The organism is Vibrio sp. MM46, from assembly GCF_027587135.1.
In the GTDB taxonomy this organism is placed as follows: Bacteria; Pseudomonadota; Gammaproteobacteria; order Enterobacterales; family Vibrionaceae; genus Vibrio; species Vibrio harveyi.
Genome location: NZ_JAPPTO010000002.1, coordinates 123,838 through 146,372, shown reverse-complemented (window position 1 = coordinate 146,372; position 22,535 = coordinate 123,838). Strand labels below are relative to the sequence as shown.

Annotated in this window: 25 protein-coding genes and 1 tRNA gene; 3 read left to right on the top strand and 23 right to left on the bottom strand. The window is 43.9% G+C overall.

The features are described 5' to 3' along the window. Positions 1-27: 27 nt before the first annotated feature. The 4 genes from OH459_RS02640 to OH459_RS02625 all read right to left on the bottom strand — a co-directional run bounded on the left by OH459_RS02640 (position 28) and on the right by OH459_RS02625 (position 3,444). Positions 28-456, bottom strand: a complete 429-nt coding sequence (locus OH459_RS02640; RefSeq protein WP_005450277.1) for a YscB family type III secretion system chaperone — start codon at positions 454-456, stop codon at positions 28-30. Between the two features lie 12 nt (positions 457-468). After that, complete coding sequence (locus OH459_RS02635; RefSeq protein ID WP_005450278.1) at positions 469-1,449, bottom strand: T3SS regulon anti-activator ExsD domain-containing protein; 981 nt, start codon at positions 1,447-1,449, stop codon at positions 469-471. Between the two features lie 143 nt (positions 1,450-1,592). Further along, positions 1,593-2,453: a helix-turn-helix transcriptional regulator gene (locus tag OH459_RS02630; RefSeq protein WP_005450279.1), complete on the bottom strand. Its 861-nt coding sequence runs from the start codon at positions 2,451-2,453 to the stop codon at positions 1,593-1,595. A gap of 583 nt (positions 2,454-3,036) precedes the next feature. Beyond that, entirely contained in the window at positions 3,037-3,444 is a 408-nt protein-coding gene (locus OH459_RS02625) for a YscW family type III secretion system pilotin (RefSeq protein WP_005450280.1), read from the bottom strand. A gap of 373 nt (positions 3,445-3,817) precedes the next feature. Here OH459_RS02625 and OH459_RS02620 point away from each other — a divergent pair, with 373 nt between their 5' ends. Beyond that, on the top strand, positions 3,818-4,264 hold the full coding sequence (locus OH459_RS02620) for a type III secretion system chaperone (RefSeq protein ID WP_269985294.1): 447 nt from the start codon (positions 3,818-3,820) through the stop codon (positions 4,262-4,264). Positions 4,265-4,271: 7 nt separating this feature from the next. Further along, complete coding sequence (gene exsE2, locus OH459_RS02615) at positions 4,272-4,562, top strand: T3SS regulon translocated regulator ExsE2 (protein WP_005450284.1); 291 nt, start codon at positions 4,272-4,274, stop codon at positions 4,560-4,562. A gap of 122 nt (positions 4,563-4,684) precedes the next feature. Here exsE2 and OH459_RS02610 read toward each other — a convergent pair. From OH459_RS02610 to OH459_RS02600, 3 genes are all read right to left on the bottom strand, one after another. After that, positions 4,685-4,772, bottom strand: a tRNA-Ser gene (locus tag OH459_RS02610). 144 nt (positions 4,773-4,916) lie between these two features. After that, positions 4,917-5,366 (bottom strand): L-alanine exporter AlaE, encoded by a 450-nt coding sequence (locus tag OH459_RS02605; protein WP_005441741.1) that lies wholly within the window; start codon positions 5,364-5,366, stop codon positions 4,917-4,919. A gap of 572 nt (positions 5,367-5,938) precedes the next feature. Then, entirely contained in the window at positions 5,939-8,359 is a 2,421-nt protein-coding gene (locus OH459_RS02600; protein WP_269985289.1) for a hybrid sensor histidine kinase/response regulator, read from the bottom strand. Positions 8,360-8,453: 94 nt separating this feature from the next. Between OH459_RS02600 and OH459_RS02595 the strand changes: the two genes are divergently transcribed. Continuing rightward, positions 8,454-9,023: a YecA/YgfB family protein gene (locus OH459_RS02595; protein WP_005450287.1), complete on the top strand. Its 570-nt coding sequence runs from the start codon at positions 8,454-8,456 to the stop codon at positions 9,021-9,023. 66 nt (positions 9,024-9,089) lie between these two features. Here the strand turns inward: OH459_RS02595 and OH459_RS02590 are convergent, their stop codons facing one another. The 16 genes from OH459_RS02590 to cydA all read right to left on the bottom strand — a co-directional run bounded on the left by OH459_RS02590 (position 9,090) and on the right by cydA (position 22,367). Beyond that, a complete protein-coding gene (locus OH459_RS02590; protein ID WP_029789032.1) occupies positions 9,090-10,256 on the bottom strand; it encodes a glutathionylspermidine synthase family protein in 1,167 nt (388 codons plus the stop codon). 5 nt (positions 10,257-10,261) lie between these two features. Then, positions 10,262-10,831 (bottom strand): DUF1190 domain-containing protein, encoded by a 570-nt coding sequence (locus tag OH459_RS02585; protein ID WP_005450289.1) that lies wholly within the window; start codon positions 10,829-10,831, stop codon positions 10,262-10,264. A gap of 8 nt (positions 10,832-10,839) precedes the next feature. Further along, a complete protein-coding gene (locus OH459_RS02580) occupies positions 10,840-11,256 on the bottom strand; it encodes a DUF350 domain-containing protein (RefSeq protein WP_005450290.1) in 417 nt (138 codons plus the stop codon). Next, the gene (locus OH459_RS02575; protein WP_050921746.1) at positions 11,256-12,299 is read right to left on the bottom strand and encodes a potassium channel protein; all 1,044 of its coding nucleotides are present in this window, start codon (positions 12,297-12,299) and stop codon (positions 11,256-11,258) included. Before OH459_RS02575 ends, OH459_RS02580 begins: the two co-directional genes overlap by 1 nt. 132 nt (positions 12,300-12,431) lie before the next feature. Beyond that, complete coding sequence (nadA, locus tag OH459_RS02570; protein WP_005450292.1) at positions 12,432-13,493, bottom strand: quinolinate synthase NadA; 1,062 nt, start codon at positions 13,491-13,493, stop codon at positions 12,432-12,434. Between the two features lie 220 nt (positions 13,494-13,713). Further along, positions 13,714-14,469 carry a tol-pal system protein YbgF gene (gene ybgF / locus OH459_RS02565; protein ID WP_005450293.1) on the bottom strand — a complete coding sequence of 252 codons (756 nt, stop codon included), beginning with the start codon at positions 14,467-14,469 and terminating at the stop codon, positions 13,714-13,716. 15 nt (positions 14,470-14,484) lie between these two features. Next, on the bottom strand, positions 14,485-15,006 hold the full coding sequence (gene pal, locus OH459_RS02560; protein ID WP_005450296.1) for a peptidoglycan-associated lipoprotein Pal: 522 nt from the start codon (positions 15,004-15,006) through the stop codon (positions 14,485-14,487). A gap of 32 nt (positions 15,007-15,038) precedes the next feature. Then, positions 15,039-16,391 (bottom strand): Tol-Pal system beta propeller repeat protein TolB, encoded by a 1,353-nt coding sequence (tolB, locus tag OH459_RS02555; RefSeq protein ID WP_009698274.1) that lies wholly within the window; start codon positions 16,389-16,391, stop codon positions 15,039-15,041. Between the two features lie 16 nt (positions 16,392-16,407). After that, positions 16,408-17,472 carry a cell envelope integrity protein TolA gene (gene tolA / locus OH459_RS02550; protein WP_017819043.1) on the bottom strand — a complete coding sequence of 355 codons (1,065 nt, stop codon included), beginning with the start codon at positions 17,470-17,472 and terminating at the stop codon, positions 16,408-16,410. Between the two features lie 13 nt (positions 17,473-17,485). Next, the gene (locus OH459_RS02545; protein WP_005450302.1) at positions 17,486-17,929 is read right to left on the bottom strand and encodes an ExbD/TolR family protein; all 444 of its coding nucleotides are present in this window, start codon (positions 17,927-17,929) and stop codon (positions 17,486-17,488) included. Positions 17,930-17,932: 3 nt separating this feature from the next. Continuing rightward, positions 17,933-18,631: a protein TolQ gene (gene tolQ / locus OH459_RS02540; protein ID WP_005450306.1), complete on the bottom strand. Its 699-nt coding sequence runs from the start codon at positions 18,629-18,631 to the stop codon at positions 17,933-17,935. Next, the gene (gene ybgC / locus OH459_RS02535) at positions 18,621-19,040 is read right to left on the bottom strand and encodes a tol-pal system-associated acyl-CoA thioesterase (RefSeq protein WP_005450307.1); all 420 of its coding nucleotides are present in this window, start codon (positions 19,038-19,040) and stop codon (positions 18,621-18,623) included. The genes tolQ and ybgC overlap by 11 nt, the downstream gene beginning before the upstream one ends. A 171-nt stretch (positions 19,041-19,211) precedes the next feature. After that, positions 19,212-19,514 (bottom strand): cyd operon protein YbgE, encoded by a 303-nt coding sequence (ybgE, locus tag OH459_RS02530; RefSeq protein WP_017188312.1) that lies wholly within the window; start codon positions 19,512-19,514, stop codon positions 19,212-19,214. Next, positions 19,507-19,614, bottom strand: a complete 108-nt coding sequence (cydX, locus tag OH459_RS02525; protein ID WP_000270284.1) for a cytochrome bd-I oxidase subunit CydX — start codon at positions 19,612-19,614, stop codon at positions 19,507-19,509. The genes ybgE and cydX overlap by 8 nt, the downstream gene beginning before the upstream one ends. 12 nt (positions 19,615-19,626) lie before the next feature. Then, positions 19,627-20,763 (bottom strand): cytochrome d ubiquinol oxidase subunit II, encoded by a 1,137-nt coding sequence (cydB, locus tag OH459_RS02520; protein WP_005450311.1) that lies wholly within the window; start codon positions 20,761-20,763, stop codon positions 19,627-19,629. A gap of 17 nt (positions 20,764-20,780) precedes the next feature. Continuing rightward, positions 20,781-22,367, bottom strand: coding sequence for a cytochrome ubiquinol oxidase subunit I (gene cydA / locus OH459_RS02515; RefSeq protein WP_005450312.1), 1,587 nt, complete (start codon positions 22,365-22,367; stop codon positions 20,781-20,783). Positions 22,368-22,535: the final 168 nt, after the last annotated feature.

The window sequence follows — 22,535 nt, the reverse complement described above, 5'->3', positions numbered from 1 at the left end:
GCATTTGTGTCTTTAAAACTGCAAGCATTATGGAATCCAAACACTGTGGCTAACGGTATGATTAACACGCTGGTGCTCGAGCAAATCGCTGAACTGCTCCACCAAATTCACGTGTTGAGAAAGTTGCGTACAAAGCGCTTCTGTCGTTGCGCTTTCCATATTCATTTTGCCTTGCACAATCAACTGCGCTTTGTCGTTCACCGTTAACGTGCAACGCGTATCTCGCAACGTTTTCAAAGAGAGCTGCATACAGTGCTTTAGCGCCTGTTCTTTCTGATAATCAAGGTGCTGTTCAAACTGAAATGGGAGAACGGTTTCCCACAAGACCCATGATGATTGCTGCCGAATGTTAAGCAGCATCTGGTCGACTTCGATGTCATAGGAACCATTATTTGAGGCAATAAAATCCCCAACCCCTAGCGTTGCCGCTAGAGATTTCATCATTTGATCTAACATATTTAGCCCTATTTAAATCTGGCTGAGATGGTTACAAGCTTGACCGCACTGGTTGCTCTGAATGTCAAAGTAGTAATGATCTACGCTGCCAACAGTTTGCATGTCTTGAAACCATTGCCAAATTTTCGCGACGGCATTTAGGTCGCTGTATACAAGATCACACGCATCCCAAACATCGTTTAGCTCAGGCGCTTGTACTCGCGCTTCGCTACACCATATTTTCCATTCAGAGATAAACTTATCCGACGTTCTGCTGTACTCAGATAAGCCCTTGAGTTTTTCTAGAGTTGGTTTCCACTCTTCAACCAATGCTCGATGAGATTCAACCACTTGGTTTTGCTGCTCATTGAGAACACTTAGCTGCTCATGCAATTCACTCTGCTGGCTCTTAATCAGTTCCAGTTGTTGCTCTGCAAAAATCGCACTGCTCTCTTCTCCAGACAATCTCAACCAATACTCTTTCTGAATACTCAGTTGATTGATTAACTGTTCAAGCTTGATGGAATCATGCAACACCGTCTGATCCGTCTGCTGATTAACCCACTCATTTAGAGTCAAGTACATCGAAAGGATCAGCGTTTTAGGTGACGCTAGATTGAAGCGGTAACCTAATCGGTGATTAATGTAATCCAGTCTTTGTTCAAAAGTGCTCAACGCACGATTGTCACTGAGTTGCCCACCCACCTCTAAAAAGAGGCGCATAGCAAATCGATCTAGAGACGTACCAAGCTTTTGATATGTCTTAATCAGCTGACTAGCACATAAACAATCGACGACATTGCGATCAAGCAAGCGCTGGAGTAAAGACAATTGGTCGTAACTCAGAACGCCTTCACTGAGTAGCTGTCGGTGATTGACATTAACAACATTGGGCTCTTGCGATGATTGGGATAAACCTTCGTATCGTGCGCCTCGCTGTAATACAGTGACCTTCCTTTGCGTCACAATGTTGTTAGGAAAAAGCGAACGGCGTCGCCAATGCTGCTTTTTCATTTGTGTTCTTCTCCGCATCTACTTCGAACAATCCAGAAGGAAGTAGAGGTAATAGTTTTGTTCGTTGTTACGCTGAGCATAATAGAGTTTACGTCAGTTAATGCCTTTCAAAATTAGTCAGAAAATTTTAGTCGTCAGACATTTCACTTAGCAATTGCTACTTGTTCATCTCCAGAACGAACCTTACTTGGTGTCGTTCCGAAGCGGCGGCGATAACTTTGTGTAAAGTAAGATTGGCTTGAGAACCCCGCTTCCATCGCAACGTCGACGATGCTCATTTTGCTTGTGAGCAATAGCTTGTGAGCATGCAATAAACGACGTTCACTGATCCACGCTCTAGGAGAAATACCATAATATTCATTAAAGAGCTCTTTAAACGTAGTCAAACTCGCACCAAATTCTTGGGCGTAGTCGGTCAGTTTCCACTCTTTAAGGTAATGAAGCTCCATAAAGCGACGCAGTCGATCTGAGGTTCGGTTTGTCAGTTGTGATAACAACGCGTAGAGGTGTTCACCTTGGTCCCCATGCAACAATAAGATGAGCATTTCCTCATACTTTAAGCGCATAATAGCATCAGGAAAAGACTGTTCTTCTAGCGTCTTCATTCCTGATAGTGTCTGTTCTATCAATAAGTTGAGAGTAAAAGGGAACAATCCAGACTGAACATTCTCAACCTTTGGCAACGACATCAAAAGATCACTATGCTTTTGCAATAGTTGACTCACCAGTTCATTGTCAAACTCGATAACAGAAGCCGTATATTGACCATCTATCGGTGTGTATTCTAGTAAGTAATCCCCTTGAGAGAGATAAATTCCACAACCAGCAACAACGTCTAGCGTGCAATCCCCTGTTTGGACTCTCAGTTGACCATTGTGAACGACAACAATGTGAGATTGACTAGAATGAAATACTTCATCGTGTTTTTCATAGCAGCAAGCACTATGGATTTTTCGCAAGCGCGAGTCGACCCTTTCTGTGTTTAGTTGGCCTAACACATCCATTTTCTACCCTTCATAATTTTAATTTCTCTAATCCCCATCAGAGAAACTGTCAAAGTCCCGCAGTGCGAAGACAAACGCAGGACAATTTCAATTAAAGAAGCAAAGAAAAGAGCATAGAAGCGCATAACACTCCCATACCCCCCGAATAATAACGAATAGCTCAAGCGCTACCTTTGGTAGCAAAATAATCTTGGCAAAGAAACCTTCCCGATATTGTTATGTATTGTTTTCGGGAATTAATAAGCTTTTGCTAAAGTTCAACTTATAACTAGTGATACTAAAGCAGCAAAAACTCTTTTTATATTAGAATAAATGAAAGTACTAATATTAAAGTCCACTTCATTTATATTGATATTTCTAACAACTTTGAGCTGTTTATTTTTAAACCATTCTACCTAGCCAACGTATCCAAGGCGGTGGATATAACCATAAAAATTATGATGGGTGCAACCGATATTCATATAAAGACAAACTGACCCGATGACCTAAGTTGATTGATTAATAGAGACCTAGGTCTGGAGATATTACTTTCAATTGTCTTAATTTTTTTAAATAATAAAGACAAATGAAAACGATTACTTTTTTAGTAATTCTTATAAGCTTCTAGCTTTAAGTCCTTATGTACACTGCCTTGCGTAAAAATATACTGCTCTTCTTTTTTTGCGATAATTTCACCTTGAGAACGCAATATAGCGCGCACTTTCATTTCGCCATTTCCAGCTTGTATTGGAGCAATAACAACCGAGTACTGAACAGGTAACTGAACCCCTTGATAGTCTTGCTGTACAACTGTAAAGCATTGATTATCTGAAACCTGACATACTTCGACGTTTACAGAAGTACTCACTGGAGCGACGTAATCATCAAACGTTATCCAACCAAATAGCGTTCCTTGAATATGATTAGAAAACCCATCTGATACCGTATTTGTGGTAGCACAAGCGCTGAGAAGCAATGCACTTAGTATCGGAATATACGTATTACATTTCATTATGGATTCTATTTGACTGAATATGTTTTAAATAAAAATGAGCAGGCGCAATTTTGGTACACAAATATATAAAAGATCAACTATTATTTTATACACCATTCGGACAATATAGATTCTCAAAAGTAAGACTCATTATTATTTGATAAGGAATTTTTATTGCCTTTATTTTATAGTTGATACTGCTTCCAAATAAATGCTCAAACTTTCTGCAAAGGTAAGTGGTACAACACTTGAGACATAAGCAACATAGTTGATAAGTTTTTATTATCCGCATAGAAAAAACGCTTATATAAAAAATTCCAACCAATATTGATAAACATCAGTTTTAACTTTCCATAATTTCGATGATAAAATTCTAAAAAGGACTGCTTCTATGTCAGCGCGCCAAATCGTAGATGAGGTTTTGCTTAACTTTGCTCATCAAATAGGTTTGCCTGAATTACATTTGACTGAAGACGAACTGGGTTTAGCTTTTGACGATAACTTAAGAGTGCATTTCATTTTCCACCCAGATACAGAAACGCTTCAACTAGAAGCAGAGATTGTCGACCTACAAATTGTTAATTCTGATCTTTATCGTTCTTTTTTGGCATTCAACTATCATTGGTCTGAGCATCAACTGTTTTTTAGCCTAGATAACCACAGGCACAAGCTTTGTTTAAACAGGTTGCTTCAGACCGAGCAGCTCGACTATGAGTTGTTTGAGAGTGCACTTGCTGAGCTGCTCACACAGAGCGAATCTTGGGAGTCATTGCTGTCTGCCCATATCGCAATGGAAGTTTCACCATCTATGCTTCAGAGCTCGGACTTAAGAGTTTAGGTACCCTATGTCCAATGACATCCAACCAACACCAAAGAACTTGTCTATCGACCGGTTAGAACATACCGAGCAAACAGCCTCTGTAAAGCAAGGCTCGTTTCTAGGTCGAACCGTTGTGCAGATAAGCCCTAAAGAGCGAGAGGTGAACCGAGCTAACTCCAAGCTAGAGTTAAGTGAGTCTCTGTCGATGCTTGCAAACGTCGATATTTGCAACTCAATCTTAAGCTTCGAGAAAGATTCCAATGCGGTACAAGCTTTGTTAAATAGAAAGGTTCAAGTGCTCAGTCAACCTCAATAAGACCGACTTTAAACAAGCACTCGCTTCGCCAAAAACGAAAAGCCCCGAACTCTCGGGGCTTTTGTTGTTTCTAAACTGCAGATACAAAAAAAGACGTCCTAGGACGTCTTTTTTCAAGAATGTGGCGGTGAGTGAGAGATTCGAACTCTCGATACGTTGCCGTATACACACTTTCCAGGCGTGCTCCTTCAGCCACTCGGACAACTCACCGAATCAAATTGTGGTTAGCATCATTTGCTAACGAGGCGCTAATTTAATGATTATGTTCCTGATGGTCAAGGCTAAACACGAAAAAAAGCGCCCTTTTGCGTTTGTTTGCTCACTATCTAGCTAAATTGCGCAAAACTGGGGCAATTAGGCTTCTTGATAGTAACCTGGTACTCGGAACCAACGGCGACACTGATCTAAGAAGTAACCGTAAAGGACACCCATGCCACATGACACAACTGCATTACTTGCTACTGCAGTGATGATTTGGTCAGTTGACGCGCCTACTGCCAGCAAAATGCCCGCATAGACTGGAGATTGGAACAATACGTACGCCACCAAGTCAGACACGTTCTTCATAAACGAAGAGGGTGATAGTTTGTTACCTTGGCGTAATACCCAATCACGGAACATACCGTAAGGCCATGCAATCGCGATGTTTACTGGGATAGACAATGTGCGTGATGCTAAAGACTGCTCAAACGTCATACCCGAAATCAAGATCTCGATAATCATCCCTGTAATAAAACAAAAAACCACCATAGCAAAAGTATCCGCTGCGGCATTGCGAATACAAAATGGTCCACGAGACTTCATTTACAACCTCTAAAATCAAATACCAATAAAAACGACATCTATAAAATCATTTACTGCATTTAAAACCAAATAGCAGTTAATAGCGCTATTAAATCACATTATTTTTAGTTTATGATTCCGTTTTAAAATATGAGTTGTAAATTAATAACTAACTTTCAAAGAAAAAGTAGCAGCTTTCACCAAAATCAGTAAAAAGCCCCATAAAACACTTCAAAATGGAGTTTTAAAACGTAATTTATTTACTTTTAAGCCAGTTAGCTCACGAGAAAACACAGAAAACTAGAGAAATATCTGGCAAATGAATTTCAAAAAGATCGTCTTATGCTATTGGATCAAGCAAATTCAGAGTAAACACGAAGTTTATAGAATGGGAAGTGAAGATGGAGGTTATACCCAAGTAACATCGAGATGCTAGGTTCAGCAAGGATGACTTGGTTTGTAGGCGCAGCGGCGATTTAAAGATCTAGTTACTCTAAATCGAGAAATGACAACACTTTGAGTCCTGCATCTTGAAATCACTTGGGTATAAGTAGTGTAGGAAGTACCCTACACTACTTAGTGAATGCACGGAGTTAGTGTTCTGCTAACAGTACCGTCAGTTGGTCGATGTCCTCTTGCTCAGGGGTAAGCGCTTTACTCAAATAGTCTTCGATGCGTTGGATAACTTTATTCAGTTCATCAGAAACATTTGGTTTGGCACTTTCGAAAATGTGAGAAAGTGTCGTCATTGCTTGTTCCAAGTTGCCATCATCTAATGCCATATAGAAGTTCAGCAACAATGCCTCGGCGTTTTGAGGTTTAGGTTGTTCTCCGCTTTGCTTGTCTTGGTATTGATAAAGTATCGACGCATGACGATACAAAGCATCATCGAGTTCTGATTCAACAATCGGTTTGGCGATGATATGGTTTGCTCCGACATCTAACATACGCTCCTGCGTTTCTTTGAAGACGTCTGCAGTACAGCCGAAGATCAAAACCGAGCGAGCTGGTGCATCCATAGAGCGAATAACAGCAATCGCTCCTACGCCATCAAGTACTGGCATGTGGTTATCCATCAACACCAAATCAAATTCATGCTTCGACACCTGCTCTACTGCTTGCTGCCCATTCTCAACACAAACGCATACAAACCCTTTAGAGCGCAAGAAGGTCTCCATAATGATGGTGTTCGTACGGTTGTCTTCCACGATAAGCGCACGTAAGCCTTGGCAATCAAGTTTATGTGTATTAGATGCTTCTAACACCCCAGCCTCACAAGGGTTGAGCTCAAGTTCGACAATAAACTTGGTGCCAATACACTCTTGGCTTTGAACAGTAATATTGCCGCCCATATGCTCTGAAATCTGCTTCACTATCGCCAATCCAAGACCCGTGCCGCCATATCGACGTGTTGTCGACGATTCGGCTTGTTCGAATGGTCGGAAAATGCGTTTCTGCGCATCAGGGCTGATACCAATCCCTGTGTCTTTCACACTAATGGTTAGTTTGGTTATGCCATCTTTCACATGCTCAGTCAGTTCGACTTCAACAAAACCACGATCCGTGAACTTCACTGCGTTATTGAGGAGGTTAAATAACACCTGGCGCAGACGTGCTTTGTCATTGTTGTACCAACGTCCAAACGGAACATTAGAAATGACTCTAAATTGCAGCCCCTTTTCGGCACATAAAGTGTGATACACACTGTTGATACTGCCGAGAATCGATTCGATTGGGAAAGGCGTGTTGTCGAGCTCAATGTGTCCTTGCTCAATTTTCGAGTAATCGAGAATTTCATTCAGTAGCGTCATCATGTGATCGCCAGAATCATACAAGGTATTTAAGTGCTTTCTTTGTTCGTCAGTTAGATGAGTTTTCAGCAGTATTTGTGCAGTTCCCAACACCCCATTCATCGGCGTTCGGATTTCATGAGACAAGGTTGCTAAGAAGGCTGTTTTTGCGTTTGTAGATGCCTGCGCCTTAACCCGTTCACGCTCAAGGTAAACCGTCTTTTCATTGAACTTGGTGATTAAGTGCCCGATTTCATCTTCACTCTCATAGGCGATATCAATAATGCCACCCGTTTTGGAGTCATCCACTTTCTTAGCAATTCGAACAATCGGTTCTACAATGTATCGGTTTAATAGGTAGTAACCCACCAGCACGCAGAGCAGTAGAAATGGGATAACACCAGTCTCAACGCTCATTACTTGATTAAAGACTTGATCCGATACTTTGACCTTGGCATTCACCACATCCATGCGCCAATTAAAGCCACCAAACCCGAGCTGGCTGATGTATATGTTCTTAGTAAGCTGAAAGTTGTGCTCAATCACAACTTGGTCATCGGCATCGCGAATCACAACACCTAATGAGTATTGATTTGTATGTTCACGAATGAACTGGAATAACGCTTCCAAAGACAAGTCTACGGTTGCCACTCCGGCAAAAACACCCTCTTTGTAGTAAGGCGCTGAAGCCGTGATCATCTGAACTTGCGTGAAGGTATCGATATACACGCCAGACCAACTCACTGCCCCTGCAGGTTTGTTTGCAACAGACTGGTACCAAGGTTCGTTGTCGTAACCACCAGACTCTGGATTATTGTAGGAATGGATTTGATCCAAGCTGCCGTTGTCATTCTTATTGAAGAATAAGCTTGTATATTGCCAACGTTCATCTTCCAATGTTGGTTTTGGCCATAATCCGCCACTGACGATGATGTCGTCGCTCACCGCGAGTAACTGGGGAATCGTATCTTGAAGTGAAATACTTGGTGTTGGCGTCTGCCCTAAGCCTACAAGGCTATTGAGCAAACCAACGGAACTGGTTAGCGGTCCTTCAATCTGTGAGGCGAGCAATTGAGTTCGCAAATCCAAATTACGCTCAAGCTTTTCACGCACTGGTGGCTCAACAACAAGGTAAACAACAGAACCAATGGTCGCGATGAAGAAACACAAATAAAGTGTCAGGGCGAGAATGCTTTTGTTTCTGAGTGACGAACGAATTTCCATAGATGTAGACGAATCATTCCCTAATATCGATTTATCACTGATTGATTGGTAAGATTAGCCAACCAACCAGCCCATTAACAAATGGTATTCTATTTTGAAACTACAAGACATCCTTTCTCTTCCAGAACTTGATGGAAAACTACTAAACCTAGCGAAAACTCAAGGCTTTGTTACGTCTATGGCATGTGCGCCAAACGTGTTGAATCCTCAAGAGTGGCTACCATTCCTATGGGGCGGTGAAGAAACAGCACCTTTCTCTGATGGTGAGCAACTAGAACAGTACATCGATGAGATCATTCAAATGTGGAACCAAACACGCCCAGCGCTTCTGGAAGGTGCATGGCTGTGGCCTGAAGGATGCGAGCTGGATGATCAAGATATCGTATCTGCAAACACGCGTGATTTCTGTGAGGGTGTACTTCAAGGCTGGCAATTGTCTCGTGACGATTGGGAAACGTTGATGCCTGATGACAGTGAAGACAGTGCATTGCTTGGTGGCGTACTGCTTTCTCTAACTATGCTTTACGATCCAGAAACGACAATCACGACACTTGCAGAGCAAGGTATGGAAGGTCTAGAGCAGTTTGAAGAGATCTTCAACGCAATGCCGATGATGCTTTGCGGGCTGACTCAACGTGGCGTAATGCTAGCTGAGCAAGAATAAACTCACCACCCTGTGAGATACATAAGACAGAATGAAAAAGCTCTCCAATCCGGAGAGCTTTTTTGATCAATCTAGAATAACATGAGGGATATATCGCGCCATATCTTGGGTAACTAAACTGCTGTCTTCTCGAATGGAGATCCCGGCTGCTTTATCATTCACTAACCAACTACCAATCAACGTATGGCTTGAGCCAAACTTAGGTAGCGGATGATATTGTTGAATGATGTTTTGGCTCGATTCATACGGACCCGGTGTTTTCACCAATCGCTGACCATTTTTGACAATCTCAATGTTGGCACCTTCGCGAGAAAACAGAGGTTTAATGACATAGTCTTTTAAGCTAGCCGCTTTTGGATCATTGGCAAAATACGCGGGCAAAAGATTCGGATGATTTGGAAACCTCTCCCAAAGCAAGGGTAACAACGCTTTATTAGACAGAATCGATTTCCACATCGGCTCTAACCAATTCACACTCGCAGTTGCCAAGTACTGGCTGTATTCCTCTTCGAACATGAACTCCCAAGGGTAAAGTTTGAACATCCAGCGAATCGCTCTGCCATCGACATCCACAAATTGCCCATCTTGCGTCACGCCAATATCTTCGACAAAAACAAAGGCGGTTGCTAACCCAGCTTCTCGCGCACAGTCTTCGAGGTATTGCACCGTGCCTTTATCTTCTTCGGTGTATTTGCAACAACTAAAATGCAGCGTTTGACCCGGTTGCAATTTGGCAATATCGGCAAAGCGTTGAATCAGAAAGTCTTGCAGAATATTAAACTGATCCGCACTTTGGTGAATGCGACCTTTATTGACAACATCCTCTAACCACACCCACTGCCAAAAGCCAGTCTCAAACAATGACGTTGGTGTGTCTGCGTTGTTTTCTAATAACTTTGCAGGAGAGGAGCCGTTGTAAGCAAAGTCCATCCTCGAATAGAGAGAAGGCTCTCTTCGTTGCCAAGAGGAAGCGACTTGTGACCACATTGCTTCAGGAATCGCACACTGTGTCAGTAACTGCTCACTTCGCACAACCTGATCGACGATTTCAAGACACATTTGATGAAGCTCTTCCGTTGGGTCTTCAATGTCTTTCTCTATCTGTTCAAGGGTAAATTGATAGTAAGCACTCTCATCCCAATACGGTTGGTCGTACATAGAATGGAAGCCAAAACCAAACTGGCGTGCCAATTCACGCCAGTTTTCTCTTTCTTGTATTTCTCGTCGAAACATTTCAGTTAACCGCCGCGGCTGACTGACACAGCTTTACCAAAGCCACCGCGAGACATCGCACGACCAATCGTACCGCCGCCGCGCTTATTTAGGTTACTGGTAGCGACCTTAGTGGATTGATTGCGATAAGAGCCGTAAAACTGCCCTGCACCGTTGTAATACTTCGATTTATAACGGTACATCGGCTCTGAGTAATAACTTTTGTTGTAACCCTTAAGCCCACTCACCGCGCGACTGAAGAAGTAACCACCAACAAATGGGACATATGAGTGATGACGAGAACTGTAGTAACAATCATCCTCGTAAAAGTCATTTTCGCACTCATATTTGTTGTTGTAGCGCGGCGCATTTTCTTCTGCACGCGCCATTGCTTCTTGGTAGGCGATGTCACACTGCTCACTGAATTCAGGCGCGGCAGATTTACACTCGTCAGCATCGACGTAGATATAGCCTTCCGTTTCTGATTCTTGAGTTGCGAGGAAAAAAATCCCACCAAAAGCAACGAATGGAATGATTCGTCCGACTTTAAAACTCTTGTCCATTGAGGAGCGTTTTACATTGGAACTGCGTTTCATCGTTCCTCCTAGTAGGTCATGCAAGCTGCGTTAAGCACACCGACAGACACAGAGACGGCAGCTAAAACAATGCCTGCTGGTACTTCATCATTCTCAATACGCTCCGATACTTTCGGCAGCAGAATAAAACGCACAATACCAAACGCAATGATCTGTGCCAGCATCGCTACAACGCCCCATACCATGAAATCCACAATATTGACTGAGTTAGTCGCAGCGCCGGCAATAGCCAGACAGTAACCAAGAAAAGCACCACTTAACGCAACTGCCGCAGCGGTATTTTTCTCTTCCTTGATCAGATGCCATTCGTCATAAGGTGTCAATCTGACGTAGACGAACTTAAACGCCAGCACGAAAACGATCGAAACAGAAAAGTAGAGAAGAAAATTGGGAAAACCTGCCAACAGGTCGGCAATCATATGCATTATTTGTCCTTGTTCATGTCTGTCCAAGCGAAGTCATCAATTCGCTCGTCGGCAATGTAAAACAGCTTAGTGCTTGGTGGCACTTGAGCATTTAAATCTGGGTTGAGTTCAATCCCGTCACCAAGATCGAACGCGATCAACGTAGCTTGGTGATGCTTCTTGATAAATCCGAAGATCTTTTCCACGCTGGTTGTCGGTTGATCTTGTGGGTAAATCACCGAGTACTGTGTCATACCCCGAGTTGAAGCAAGTAGCTCCTGATGAAGTGCGCTCGAACCCGGATCTACTGCCGCTTTCGCAAGCATCTCCGCGCCAACGGCTGGAATGCATTCCGCTTTTGGACAGTGCTCACTCAACAGTCGACCTAGCGCTTCATCTTTAAAATAAGCCAGCAAGTGTGCGTCAGGATTCACTGAGGCACAATACAATGCGGCAGAGAGAGTAATATCATCGCTAAGATTATCGACAATAATACAGTTAGCATCGGTGATGTTGGCGTTTTTCATCTCTTGCGCGTCGGTGTAACTGTTCACCTTGATAAAACCAATTTCACCTGGTAATGGGTTTTCAATGTCTGAACGACTGCATAACACAATTGGGCGTTTGCCCTCTTCTTCATGCTGCAACATGCGGATAAGGTGCATGGTTCGTGCGCCATTCCAACCCAATAATACGATATGGTTATCCACTCTTACTCTCCGTTTACCCAGTATGCCTGCTCGCCAATAGTCAATTGCGCCACCAGCCACTCGCCCCAAAATGGCAGCAAATAAACTCAAACCACCAGGGATAATAAACAAAACCACAACCCACTTACCCATATCACTTGAGGGTGATAAGTCACCATAGCCAACCGTTGAAGCAGTCACCATGAGGTAGTAAATAAAGTTAGAGAAGTTTTCGGTCAGTGCATGCTCTCCTGCAAGAGTCAACAATAACCACGAGATGGCAATGTATGCGCCACTAATGACGAGAAGGTTTCGGTTGCTTAATTTGAAAAGATGGGTGCTTAGCCACTTTTTCAGTACTAGCCATACAGCCATAAGTTTCCGATTCCTTTCTGATTGCTATAACTAAATACTAACCTATTGATTGTAAGAAATAAAAAAACCAGCCACATTCGGCTGGTTTTTGAGATTTATATTAACAAACTACAGTCTAAGTAGACGGAATGACTATGCGTTGCCTTTAACTTGCATGTTTAACTGCTCGGCAAAATCTAGCATGCGGTTGAGCGGAATCAGTGACTTCACACGTAGTGCTTCATCAACAAAGATTTCGTGCTCTTCACCACCTTCACGCAGCGCTTGCTCAATTGCTTTAAGACCGTTCATCGCCATCCAAGGGCAGTGTGCACAGCTACGACATGTCGCGCCAGCCCCTGCTGTCGGTGCTTCAATCAGTTCTTTTTCAGGCACTAACTGTTGCATCTTAAAGAAGATACCTTTGTCTGTTGCGACGATCATTTGCTTTTGAGGCAGCTCTTTCGCTGCTTTGATTAGCTGACTTGTCGAGCCTACTGCATCGGCTAGCTCTACAACACTTGCAGGTGATTCTGGGTGCACTAGGATTGCCGCATCCGAGTATACGTTCTTCATCTTGCGTAGCGCATCTGCAGAAAACTCGTCGTGAACTACGCACTCACCTTGCCATAGCAACATGTCTGCACCAGTTTTGTTTGCAATGTAAGAACCTAAGTGGCGATCCGGCCCCCAGATGATTGGCTTATCTTCTGCGTCTAGATGCTCGACGATTTCAAGCGCGATACTAGAAGTCACAACCCAATCAGCACGTGCTTTTACTGCCGCAGATGTGTTTGCGTATACCACCACCGTGTGGTCAGGGTGAGCGTCACAGAACTCGCTAAACTTGTCCGCCGGGCAACCAAGATCCAGTGAACATTCTGCTTCTAGCGTTGGCATTAGAATACGCTTTTCTGGTGTCAGGATCTTTGCAGATTCACCCATAAAGCGAACCCCACCAATGATCAGTGTACTTGCTGGATGACGGTTACCAAATTTTGCCATTTCTAGCGAATCACCAACAAAACCGCCGGTCTCTTCAGCCAGAGCTTGGATTTCAGGATCAGTGTAATAGTGGGCGATAAGTACCGCGTCTTTTTCTTTAAGCAGCTTTTTGATTCGCTCGATGTAATCGGCTTTTTCTTGTTGGCTTAATGGGATTGGTTTTGGTGGGAATGGGTAAACTGTGTCGATTTTATCTAATATGTGGCTCATTGCTCTTGCTCTACGCAACTTCCTTTAATCCGAGTATTGTAACCTTGTTGATTTTCAAAAACCAACCCGTAACCGGAATTTATAGCAGTCTAGCCGTATATCTTTGTTGTGAGTGACAATTCTGATTGTTGCCTTTAGACATTCATCGCATCAATAGGTCTTTAAAAAAGTGCGCGGTGAAGCCCAGAGAAAAAGGGAGCCTGAGCTCCCTTTTGTTGTTTTACTTCAGCTTAGAGCTAGCGACTTTCGCCGATGCACTGCCTGGGTACTCATCCACCACTTGCTGATAGTATTTCTTCGCTTGCGCTGCATTGTTGTTACGCTCAGCAATATCGCCTAGCTTGACTAATGCATCTGCACGCTTGTTGGAATCTTTGTAAGAAACCACGGCTGCAAAGCTCTTCACAGCTTCTTTATCCTGTTTCTTCGCGAAGTACAACTGACCTAGCCAGTAATGTGAGTTCGCAGAATATGTTGAATCAGGATAGTCCTTTTGGAACTGTTGGAATGCAGCGATAGCACCGGTGTAGTCGCGTTTTTTAAGGATCAAATCCACCGCGTCTTGGTAAGCCGTTTGTTCATCGGCATTCGATGTGTACTTACCACCCGTCTCTGCTGGTTTCGTTTCTTTAACAGGTGCGGCTTTCATTTCGCCACGCACTCGATCAAGCTCAACAAACAGCTCACGCTGACGTTTCAGCATTTGCTGCATCTCGTAGCTATTACGCTCTAACTGACCACGTAGATCACTGATCTCTTGTGACATTTGGTCAATTTGCTCTTGCATTTGAAGCTGAACGCGGTTGCGATTTTGCAGCAAGCGCTCTAAACGCTCGATGTCGGTTTCTGAAGAAGATCGAGTAGATACTGATGACGTGCTGTTGAGATCTGATACTGGAGCTGGTGCAGCGAACGCGAAGTTCGCTGCACTTGCCAGTAACGTAAGCGTAACAGCGCGCTTAGTGTTACTGAACATGAGGTTTACCTCGAATTAGTATACTAGAACCGCACGACGGTTCTTAGCGTAAACTTCTTCAGATTGACCTAGAAGAAGTGGCTTCTCTTCACCGTAGCTAACGATAGAGATTTGGTCAGCTTGTACACCTAGTGCTTGTAGGTAGTTTGATACTGCTTCTGCACGACGCTCGCCTAGTGCGATGTTGTACTCAGGAGTACCACGCTCATCAGCGTGACCTTCGATAGTTACTTTTAGAGCAGGGTTCTTGCTTAGGTAAGAAGCGTGAGCTGCTAGCATTTCTTCGTAATCACCTGCAATTGTTGAGTTGTCAAATGCGAAGTAGATAGTTTGAGTTTCACGTAGCGCTTGCTCTTTTAGCTCTTGCTCCGTTAGCTGACCGTTTTGATCGATCGGAGTAACGACTGTTGTTTCTGCAGCACCAGTGTTTGTTTCTGCACCAGTGTTAGAAGCAGCGTCATCGCTTGAACTACATGCTGTCATAGCCATCACAGGAATCGCGATTAGTAGCCCTTTTAGAACCTTGTTCAGTTGCATCTTATTTTCCTTTATTAATCAATTTTTTCTTACTACAAAAACGGTGACCATGCGGGAGCTCTTACACGCCCATTTGTTGCCGGTAATCTAGCTTTAAATCGACCATCAATTGACACCATCGATAGTACGTTTTTCTTGTTGTAAATCGAGCTATAGATAACCATGCCACCATTTGGGGCAATGCTCGGAGACTCATCAAGCAACGTTTTTGTTAGCACCTGAAGAGCACCTGTTTCCAAATCTTGTTTAGCCAAGTTGAAGCCCGAATCACTGCGATTCACCATGACAAGGAATCGGCCGTCAGGAGTGATTTGTCCACCCAAGTTCTGACTGCCTTGCCAAGTCAAGCGGTTAGTTGAACCGCTGCCCAAATTTACTTGATAAATCTGAGGTTTACCACCCCTGTCTGATGTGAAAATCAGCGATTTGCCATCGGGGTGCCAGAACGGTTCCGTATTATTTGATCTGCCACGCGTAATTTGTGTCAGCTTACGTGTTTTTAGATCCAAGGTGTAAACCTGAAGTGAACCTGTCTTAGACAGTACCAAAGCAAGTTTACTGCCATCCGGCGAGAATCTTGGCGCACCATTATGACGAGGGTATGACGTTACCTTCTCACGCTCACCGGTATAGATGTTCATGATGAAGATTTCAGCCTGACCATTTTGGAAGCTCACGTATGCTAGCTTCTGGCCATCTGGTGACCATGCAGGAGACATAAGCGGTTGCTTAGAACGAAGTACCAAACGTTCGTTGTAACCATCGTAATCCGCAACGCGAAGTTGGTATGGGAAGCGATCTTTGTCATTTACAACAACGTAAGCAATACGCGTCATAAATGCACCGCGTTCGCCAGTAAGTTGCTCGTAAACAAGGTCAGAAATGCGGTGCGCGTATTCACGCATGCGTGGAGCTTCAACCGTTGCTACTTTATTGAAAAGAACATGATCTTTAGAAAGTACCAGCTCACCATCACCACCAAGAGCTTTACTCTGACCGCCCGTTAGTTGACCACGAACAACGTCCACTAATTGGTAGTTAACCACATAGTTACCTTGCTCGTTTTGCTTAATTGAACCAGTTAGCAGAGCATCAACGCCAAGGCCAGTCCACGCATCAAAGTTCACCTCTGATTCATTGAATGGAGTTTGTGGCATTTTGCTCGTTGGTACAGGGCTGAATTTACCACTGCGTTGCAAATCAGAAGCAATCACAGCTGAAATATCAGTTGGAAGAGGTTTACTGCCTTCCCATTTGAATGGAACAACAGCAATTGGTCGTGCTGAATCAATACCATCAGTAATCACCAGCTCTAGTGCAGCATGAGCCACACTCGTTAGACTGCCAAGCAGTACAAACATTCCTAGTAAAAGGCGTTTAATCACGTCTCAGTTCCTTAATTTAATAATCAACCGTTAAGTTAACATCACGAATTTTATCTATAATGGCGCGGTCTTTTGGCATAGGGAAATTACCAACTTGATTAACTGCGCTCTTTGCTGCGCTACATAAACGAGCATCACCACTGATAATTGAAACACTACTCACTACGCCATCTGTTCCTGTTGGCACAAGCTTAATGTTCAACCTGCACGACTTTCCCACAAGATAGTCATCCTTGATGATACGACTTTCGATTAGCTGTTTATAGATCGCACCATAACGATCAGCTTCCGAATTAACATGCTGATTCTTTGCTTCTTGGTTAAGTTCAGATTCACTTTCTAGACCAGCAAAGATGTCATCCAACGCTGCTTCTTGCTCTTTACGCTCACGCTCTAATCGCTCAAGACGCTCTTTTTCTTTGCGCGCTTTTTCAGCTGCCTCTTTCGCGGCTTTTTCTTTCGCAATACGTTCTTGCTCTGCTTTTGCTGCGGCCTCACGTTCACGACGCGCTTTCTCTTCTGCTTCTTTCGCAGCTTTCTCGCGCGCTACACGCTCTTGTTCCGCTTTTGCTGCGGCAGCTTCTTTAGCAATGCGTTGCTGCTCAGCTTTACGTACAGCCTCTTCTTTGGCTTTACGTTCTTTTTCTGCTTTTGCTGCACGTTCTTTTTCTTTACGAGTGCGTTCTTCCTCTGCCTTACGCTCTTGCTCTTTCTTCTTACGAGCAGCTTCGGCTTCGCGAGCGGCTTTGGCATCTTTCGCCTGTTGCTCTTTCAGTTTACGAATCTGTTCTTCTTCTGCTTTGCGATTTTTCTCAAGCTGCTCAGCTTCACGTCTCAACTTATCAAGACGGTCTTGCTCTTTCTTTGCAGCTTTTTCGCGTTGCTGACGAATCTCTTTCGCTTGCTGTTGAACAAGTTTAGGGTCAATGACCACTGCCTGCACCATTTGCCCCGTAGGTTCCGGCTTAGACATTGTGAAATCTGTACCCCAAAGCAGAGCAACGACTAACAGCGCATGCAAACCAACCGATATCGCTATCGGCTTGGTGTATTCTTTGCGTTTCTTCTTGTTGTCTTTCATAGATGTACGATGTCTATTCCTTGATATCGGTCATCAGACCCACTTTTGGGATGCCTGCACGACTTAACTCGTCAAGCAAAAGTACAACGTCAGCATATGGCGTCGCCGCATCGCCGCCCACCGCAACAGGTGAATCTGGCTTGATAGAGCGTTCTGCTTTCACTCGTACAATCACGTCTTGTAGTGATAGACCGCGCTGAACCTCTTCGTCATTCACGCTCAGACCTAAATTACCGTCGCGATCAATTTCAATGATGATAAAGCTGCTGTCTGTATCACCCGCTATATCTTGCATCGATTCAGCTGTCGATGTTTGTGGAAGATCTACATCAACACCTTGGGTGACAAATGGAGCGGTTGCCATAAAAATGATCAGCAATACGAGCATGACGTCGATATATGGCACGACGTTGATCTCTGCTGTCATTTTACGCTTTTTAGGTTGGTAACCCGCCATGCCTTATTCCTTACTTGCGCTGTCTCTACCCGCCATCGCTTGACGGTGCAGGATGCTGTGGAATTCTTCAGAGAAAGTCGCGTAAGTGTGCTCTAACTTACTTACTTTGTTGCTTAGACGGTTGTAAGCCATTACTGCTGGAATAGCGGCAAATAGACCCATAGCAGTTGCAATCAGTGCTTCTGCAATACCAGGAGCCACCATAGAAAGTGTCGCCTGCTTCACTTCACCTAGTGCAATAAAGGCGTGCATGATGCCCCAAACAGTACCAAATAGACCAATGTACGGGCTAATTGAACCAACTGTGGCAAGAAATGGTAGGCTCGTTTCCAGTTCATCGACTTCACGAGCAACGGAGACACGCATCGCACGACCCGTACCTTCCATGATGTAAGCTGGAGAATTCGCATTGCTTTTGCGTAGACGTGCAAACTCTGTAAAACCTGCGTAGAAGATTTCTTCTGTGCCAGTAATGTCATCTTTACGGGCTTTTACCTTTTGGTAAAGCTGAGAAAGATCAGTACCTGACCAGAATTTGTCTTCAAATGACTCGGCATCTTTCGATGCTTGAGACAACACTTTGCTGCGCTTGATGATCATTGCCCAAGATGCGACAGACATACCGAGTAGTGTCAACATCACAAGCTTTACCAACAGACTGGCCTGAAGAAAGAGATCTAAAATGGAAATATCAGCAGTCACTATTTGTTAGCTCCGAATTGATAAAAGATGGGATAGCTATTGGTTTCATTTTCTTATTATCGATACATGCTACCTTAACAATTGTCTTGCACAATGTTTTGCCTTCATCATTGACTAACTCTTGACAGAATTGCAGAGACGCACGTTTTATTTCTGACACTCGGGTAAGAACGGTCAAATGCTCGTCCAATCTAGCCCCTTGGTTGAAATCGATATCCATGTGTCGGACAACGAAACCTATATTTTGTTCCAACAACAGATTTTGAGAAATGCCTTTTGCACGCAATAACTCAGTACGCGCACGTTCAAAGAATTTTAAATAATTTGAGTGATAGACGACGCCGCCCGCATCAGTGTCTTCGTAATACACCGTGATTGGCCAGCGGAAGGAATTTGATGTGCCTTGCAAGGGAGTACCAATATATTCAATTCTTTAAAGCAATTACTATAACTGAAGCGACAGCAATTGGTACTGAGCTAAGGGAATATTTTTGAAATTTGTAGAAAAAATAAAAGCCAGACTATGAGTCTGGCTTTTATTCGATGATTTAGTAACCGACTTTATTTCAGTCTGTAACGCTTACATGAAATACAGTGCAGTTAGATAAATTAAGATAGCGAGCGAGAAATAAGGACTGAACAGCACCTGCCAGTACCAATTTCTTGGCTTGAAACCCACACCATATACCATGCTTGAGCACACTGCCCAAATCAGCGCTGGTGCGATAAACGCATTAAAGCCACCAATTTCTCGATGGTATGCGTTCGGATCCCACATCACCAACCCTACATGCATAAAGCCAAGGATTAAGGCCAAGACTCTTAGCAGAGTCTTGTCCATTGGTGCGTGAAGTTTCGCTACCTTGTCAGCGAGATTACTCACTGTCTTTATCCATCATTTCTGAGTGCTCTAACCAAAGAGCGTTGATGATACCGAATGCACAAGCAAGTAGTACACCTAGAATCCATGCGAAATACCACATAGTAATAGCTCCTTAGTATAGTGAGTTTTTGTTTTCTTCGATGAACTGGTCATCCAAGCGGCCAAACATCTTGTAGTAAGTCCAAGACGTGTAAGCAAGGATGATAGGAACCATAACAAACGCTACGCCTGTCATTAGGTTCAGAGTCAGTTCAGATGAAGTTGCATCCCACATTGTTAGACTTTGGCTTGGCATCAGGTCTGAAGGCATTACGAATGGGAACATTGCAATACCAGCAGTAAAGATAACACCAGCGTTGCCAAGGCTTGACGTTAGGAACGCGATACCACACTTCTCTAGGCGAGATGCCAATACTGCTAGAAGCGGCATAGCAACACCCAGTACAGGTGCAGCCCATAATAGTGGGTAAGCTTCAAAGTTGTTCATCCACGCACCAGCTTCACGGATAACCTCTTTGTTTAGAGGGTTAGAAGCTGCTGCAGTGTCGATGCCACCTACGATAACGTAGCCTTCGATGCTTTGGATCCAGAAACCAGCAACCACAAATGCAATAACAGTTAGTAGACCTGTTAGCTGAGCCACATTACGAGCACGAGTATGTACTTCGCCAGTTGTCTTCATTTGAAGCCAAGTTGCACCTTGCATCAGGATCATGAACAAGCTTACTAGACCACATAACAGAGCAAATGGGTTTAGTAGACCAAAGAATGAACCGTGGTACGTTGGCATTAGGAATTCATTCAACTGGAATGGAACACCTTGTAGAAGGTTACCAAACGCTACACCAAAGATGATTGGTGGAACGAAGCCACTGATTGAAATACAGATATCCCAAGTGTTACGCCATTTTGGATCTTCGATTTTTGAGCGGTAATCAAGACCAATCGGACGTAGCCAAAGTGCCGCTAGAGTTAGGATCATCGCTAGGTAGAAACCAGAAAACGATGTCGCGTAAACCAAAGGCCATGCTGCGAACAATGCACCACCAGCAGTGATAAGCCAAACTTGGTTACCATCCCAGTGCGGAGCGATTGAGTTAATCATTACACGACGTTGTGTGTCGTTTTTACCGATAACAGGTACAAGCGCGCCTACACCCATATCGAAACCGTCAGTAATAGCGAAACCAACTAGTAGAACACCGATCAGTACCCACCAGATGAATCGCAAGATTTCGTAATCAAACATCTTGTTGTCTCCTTACCTTACGCTTCTACTTGGCGGCTAACTTTGTCTTCAACAGAGTCAGCGTTTTGCTCGAAGTGGTAGCGACCAGTTTTCAGGCTGCTTGGACCTTTACGAGCGAATTTCACCATTAGGTATACTTCTGCAATTAGGAATGCAGTGTACAGCGCTAGGATTGCAAATAGTGAAGTCCAGATTTCACCTGCTGTTAGTGCTGAAGCCGCAACGTGTACCGGTAGGATTTCACCTACTGCCCACGGTTGACGACCGTACTCAGCAACAAACCAACCTGCTTCGATCGCAATCCATGGGAGTGGAATGCTGAACAATGCAGCTTTAAGAATCCATGGTTTCTGTTCGATCTTCTGACGACATGTTTGGATAAATGACGCACCAAATACGAATAGCATGATGAAGCCACACGCAACCATGATACGGAATGACCAGAATAGCGGCCATACTGTTGGGATTGAGTCATCTGCAGCAGCTTGGATTTGGTCTTCTGTCGCGTCAACAACGTTCTCTGTGTAACGTTTTAGAAGTAGACCATAACCTAGGTCACCCTTCACTTCGTCAAACGCAGTCATGTTTGCTTCTGACTTGTCGCCTGCGCGCAGTTTTTCAAGCAATTCATATGCGTACATACCAGTACGGATACGGTCAACGTGCTCTTCACGTAAGTCGTGTAGACCTGTTACTTGCTCATCAAATGAACGTGTCGCGATGATACCCATTACGTAAGGGATCTTAATTGCGTAATCGGTATTCATTGTTTCTTGGTTTGGTAAACCGAACAGTGTGAACGCCGCTGGTGCTGGTTCTGTGTGCCATTCAGCTTCTACCGCTGCTAGCTTCACTTTTTGAACTTCACCAAGCTCGTAACCAGATTCATCACCTAGCACGATTGTAGACAGGATTGCTGCCATACCGAAAGAAGCTGCGATAGCAAACGAACGACGAGCGAACGCCACATCACGACCTTTCAATAGGTAGTAAGAACTGATGCCTAGAACGAACATTGCACCACACGTGTAACCAGACGCTACTGTGTGTACAAATTTAACTTGCGCTACAGGGTTTAGTACAACATCTGCGAAGCTCACCATTTCCATACGCATGGTTTCAAAGTTGAACTCAGCGCCAACTGGGTTTTGCATCCAGCCGTTCGCAATAAGAATCCAAAGTGCAGAGAAGTTAGAACCCAGAGCAACCAACCAGGTTACCGCTAAGTGTTGACGTTTAGATAGACGATCCCACCCGAAGAAGAATAGACCAACAAAAGTTGACTCCAGGAAGAAAGCAACCAGTGCTTCGATCGCCAGTGGTGCACCGAAGATGTCACCTACATAGTGGGAGTAGTAAGACCAGTTCGTACCAAACTGGAACTCCATGGTAAGGCCGGTAGCCACACCAAGTGCAAAGTTAATACCGAACAGCTTACCCCAGAACTTGGTCATGTCCTTGTAGATTTGCTTGTTCGTCATTACGTACATCGATTCCATAATGGCCAAAAGGAAGGCCATACCAAGAGTCAATGGTACGAATAGGAAGTGATACATCGCTGTCAGTGCAAACTGCAACCGCGACAGATCAACTACGTCAATCATGGTAACTCCTATGTGTCGGCTGAATGACACTCTCTACATATTGCAATCCATACACAAGTGTTATTCACACTTGAAAAATGTTGAATTATCACAACGCTTTGTTGCAAAAATGTGCTTCATTGGTTAGTTAATTGTTAAGCATCAGCTAATATAGCTGGGTCTAATATT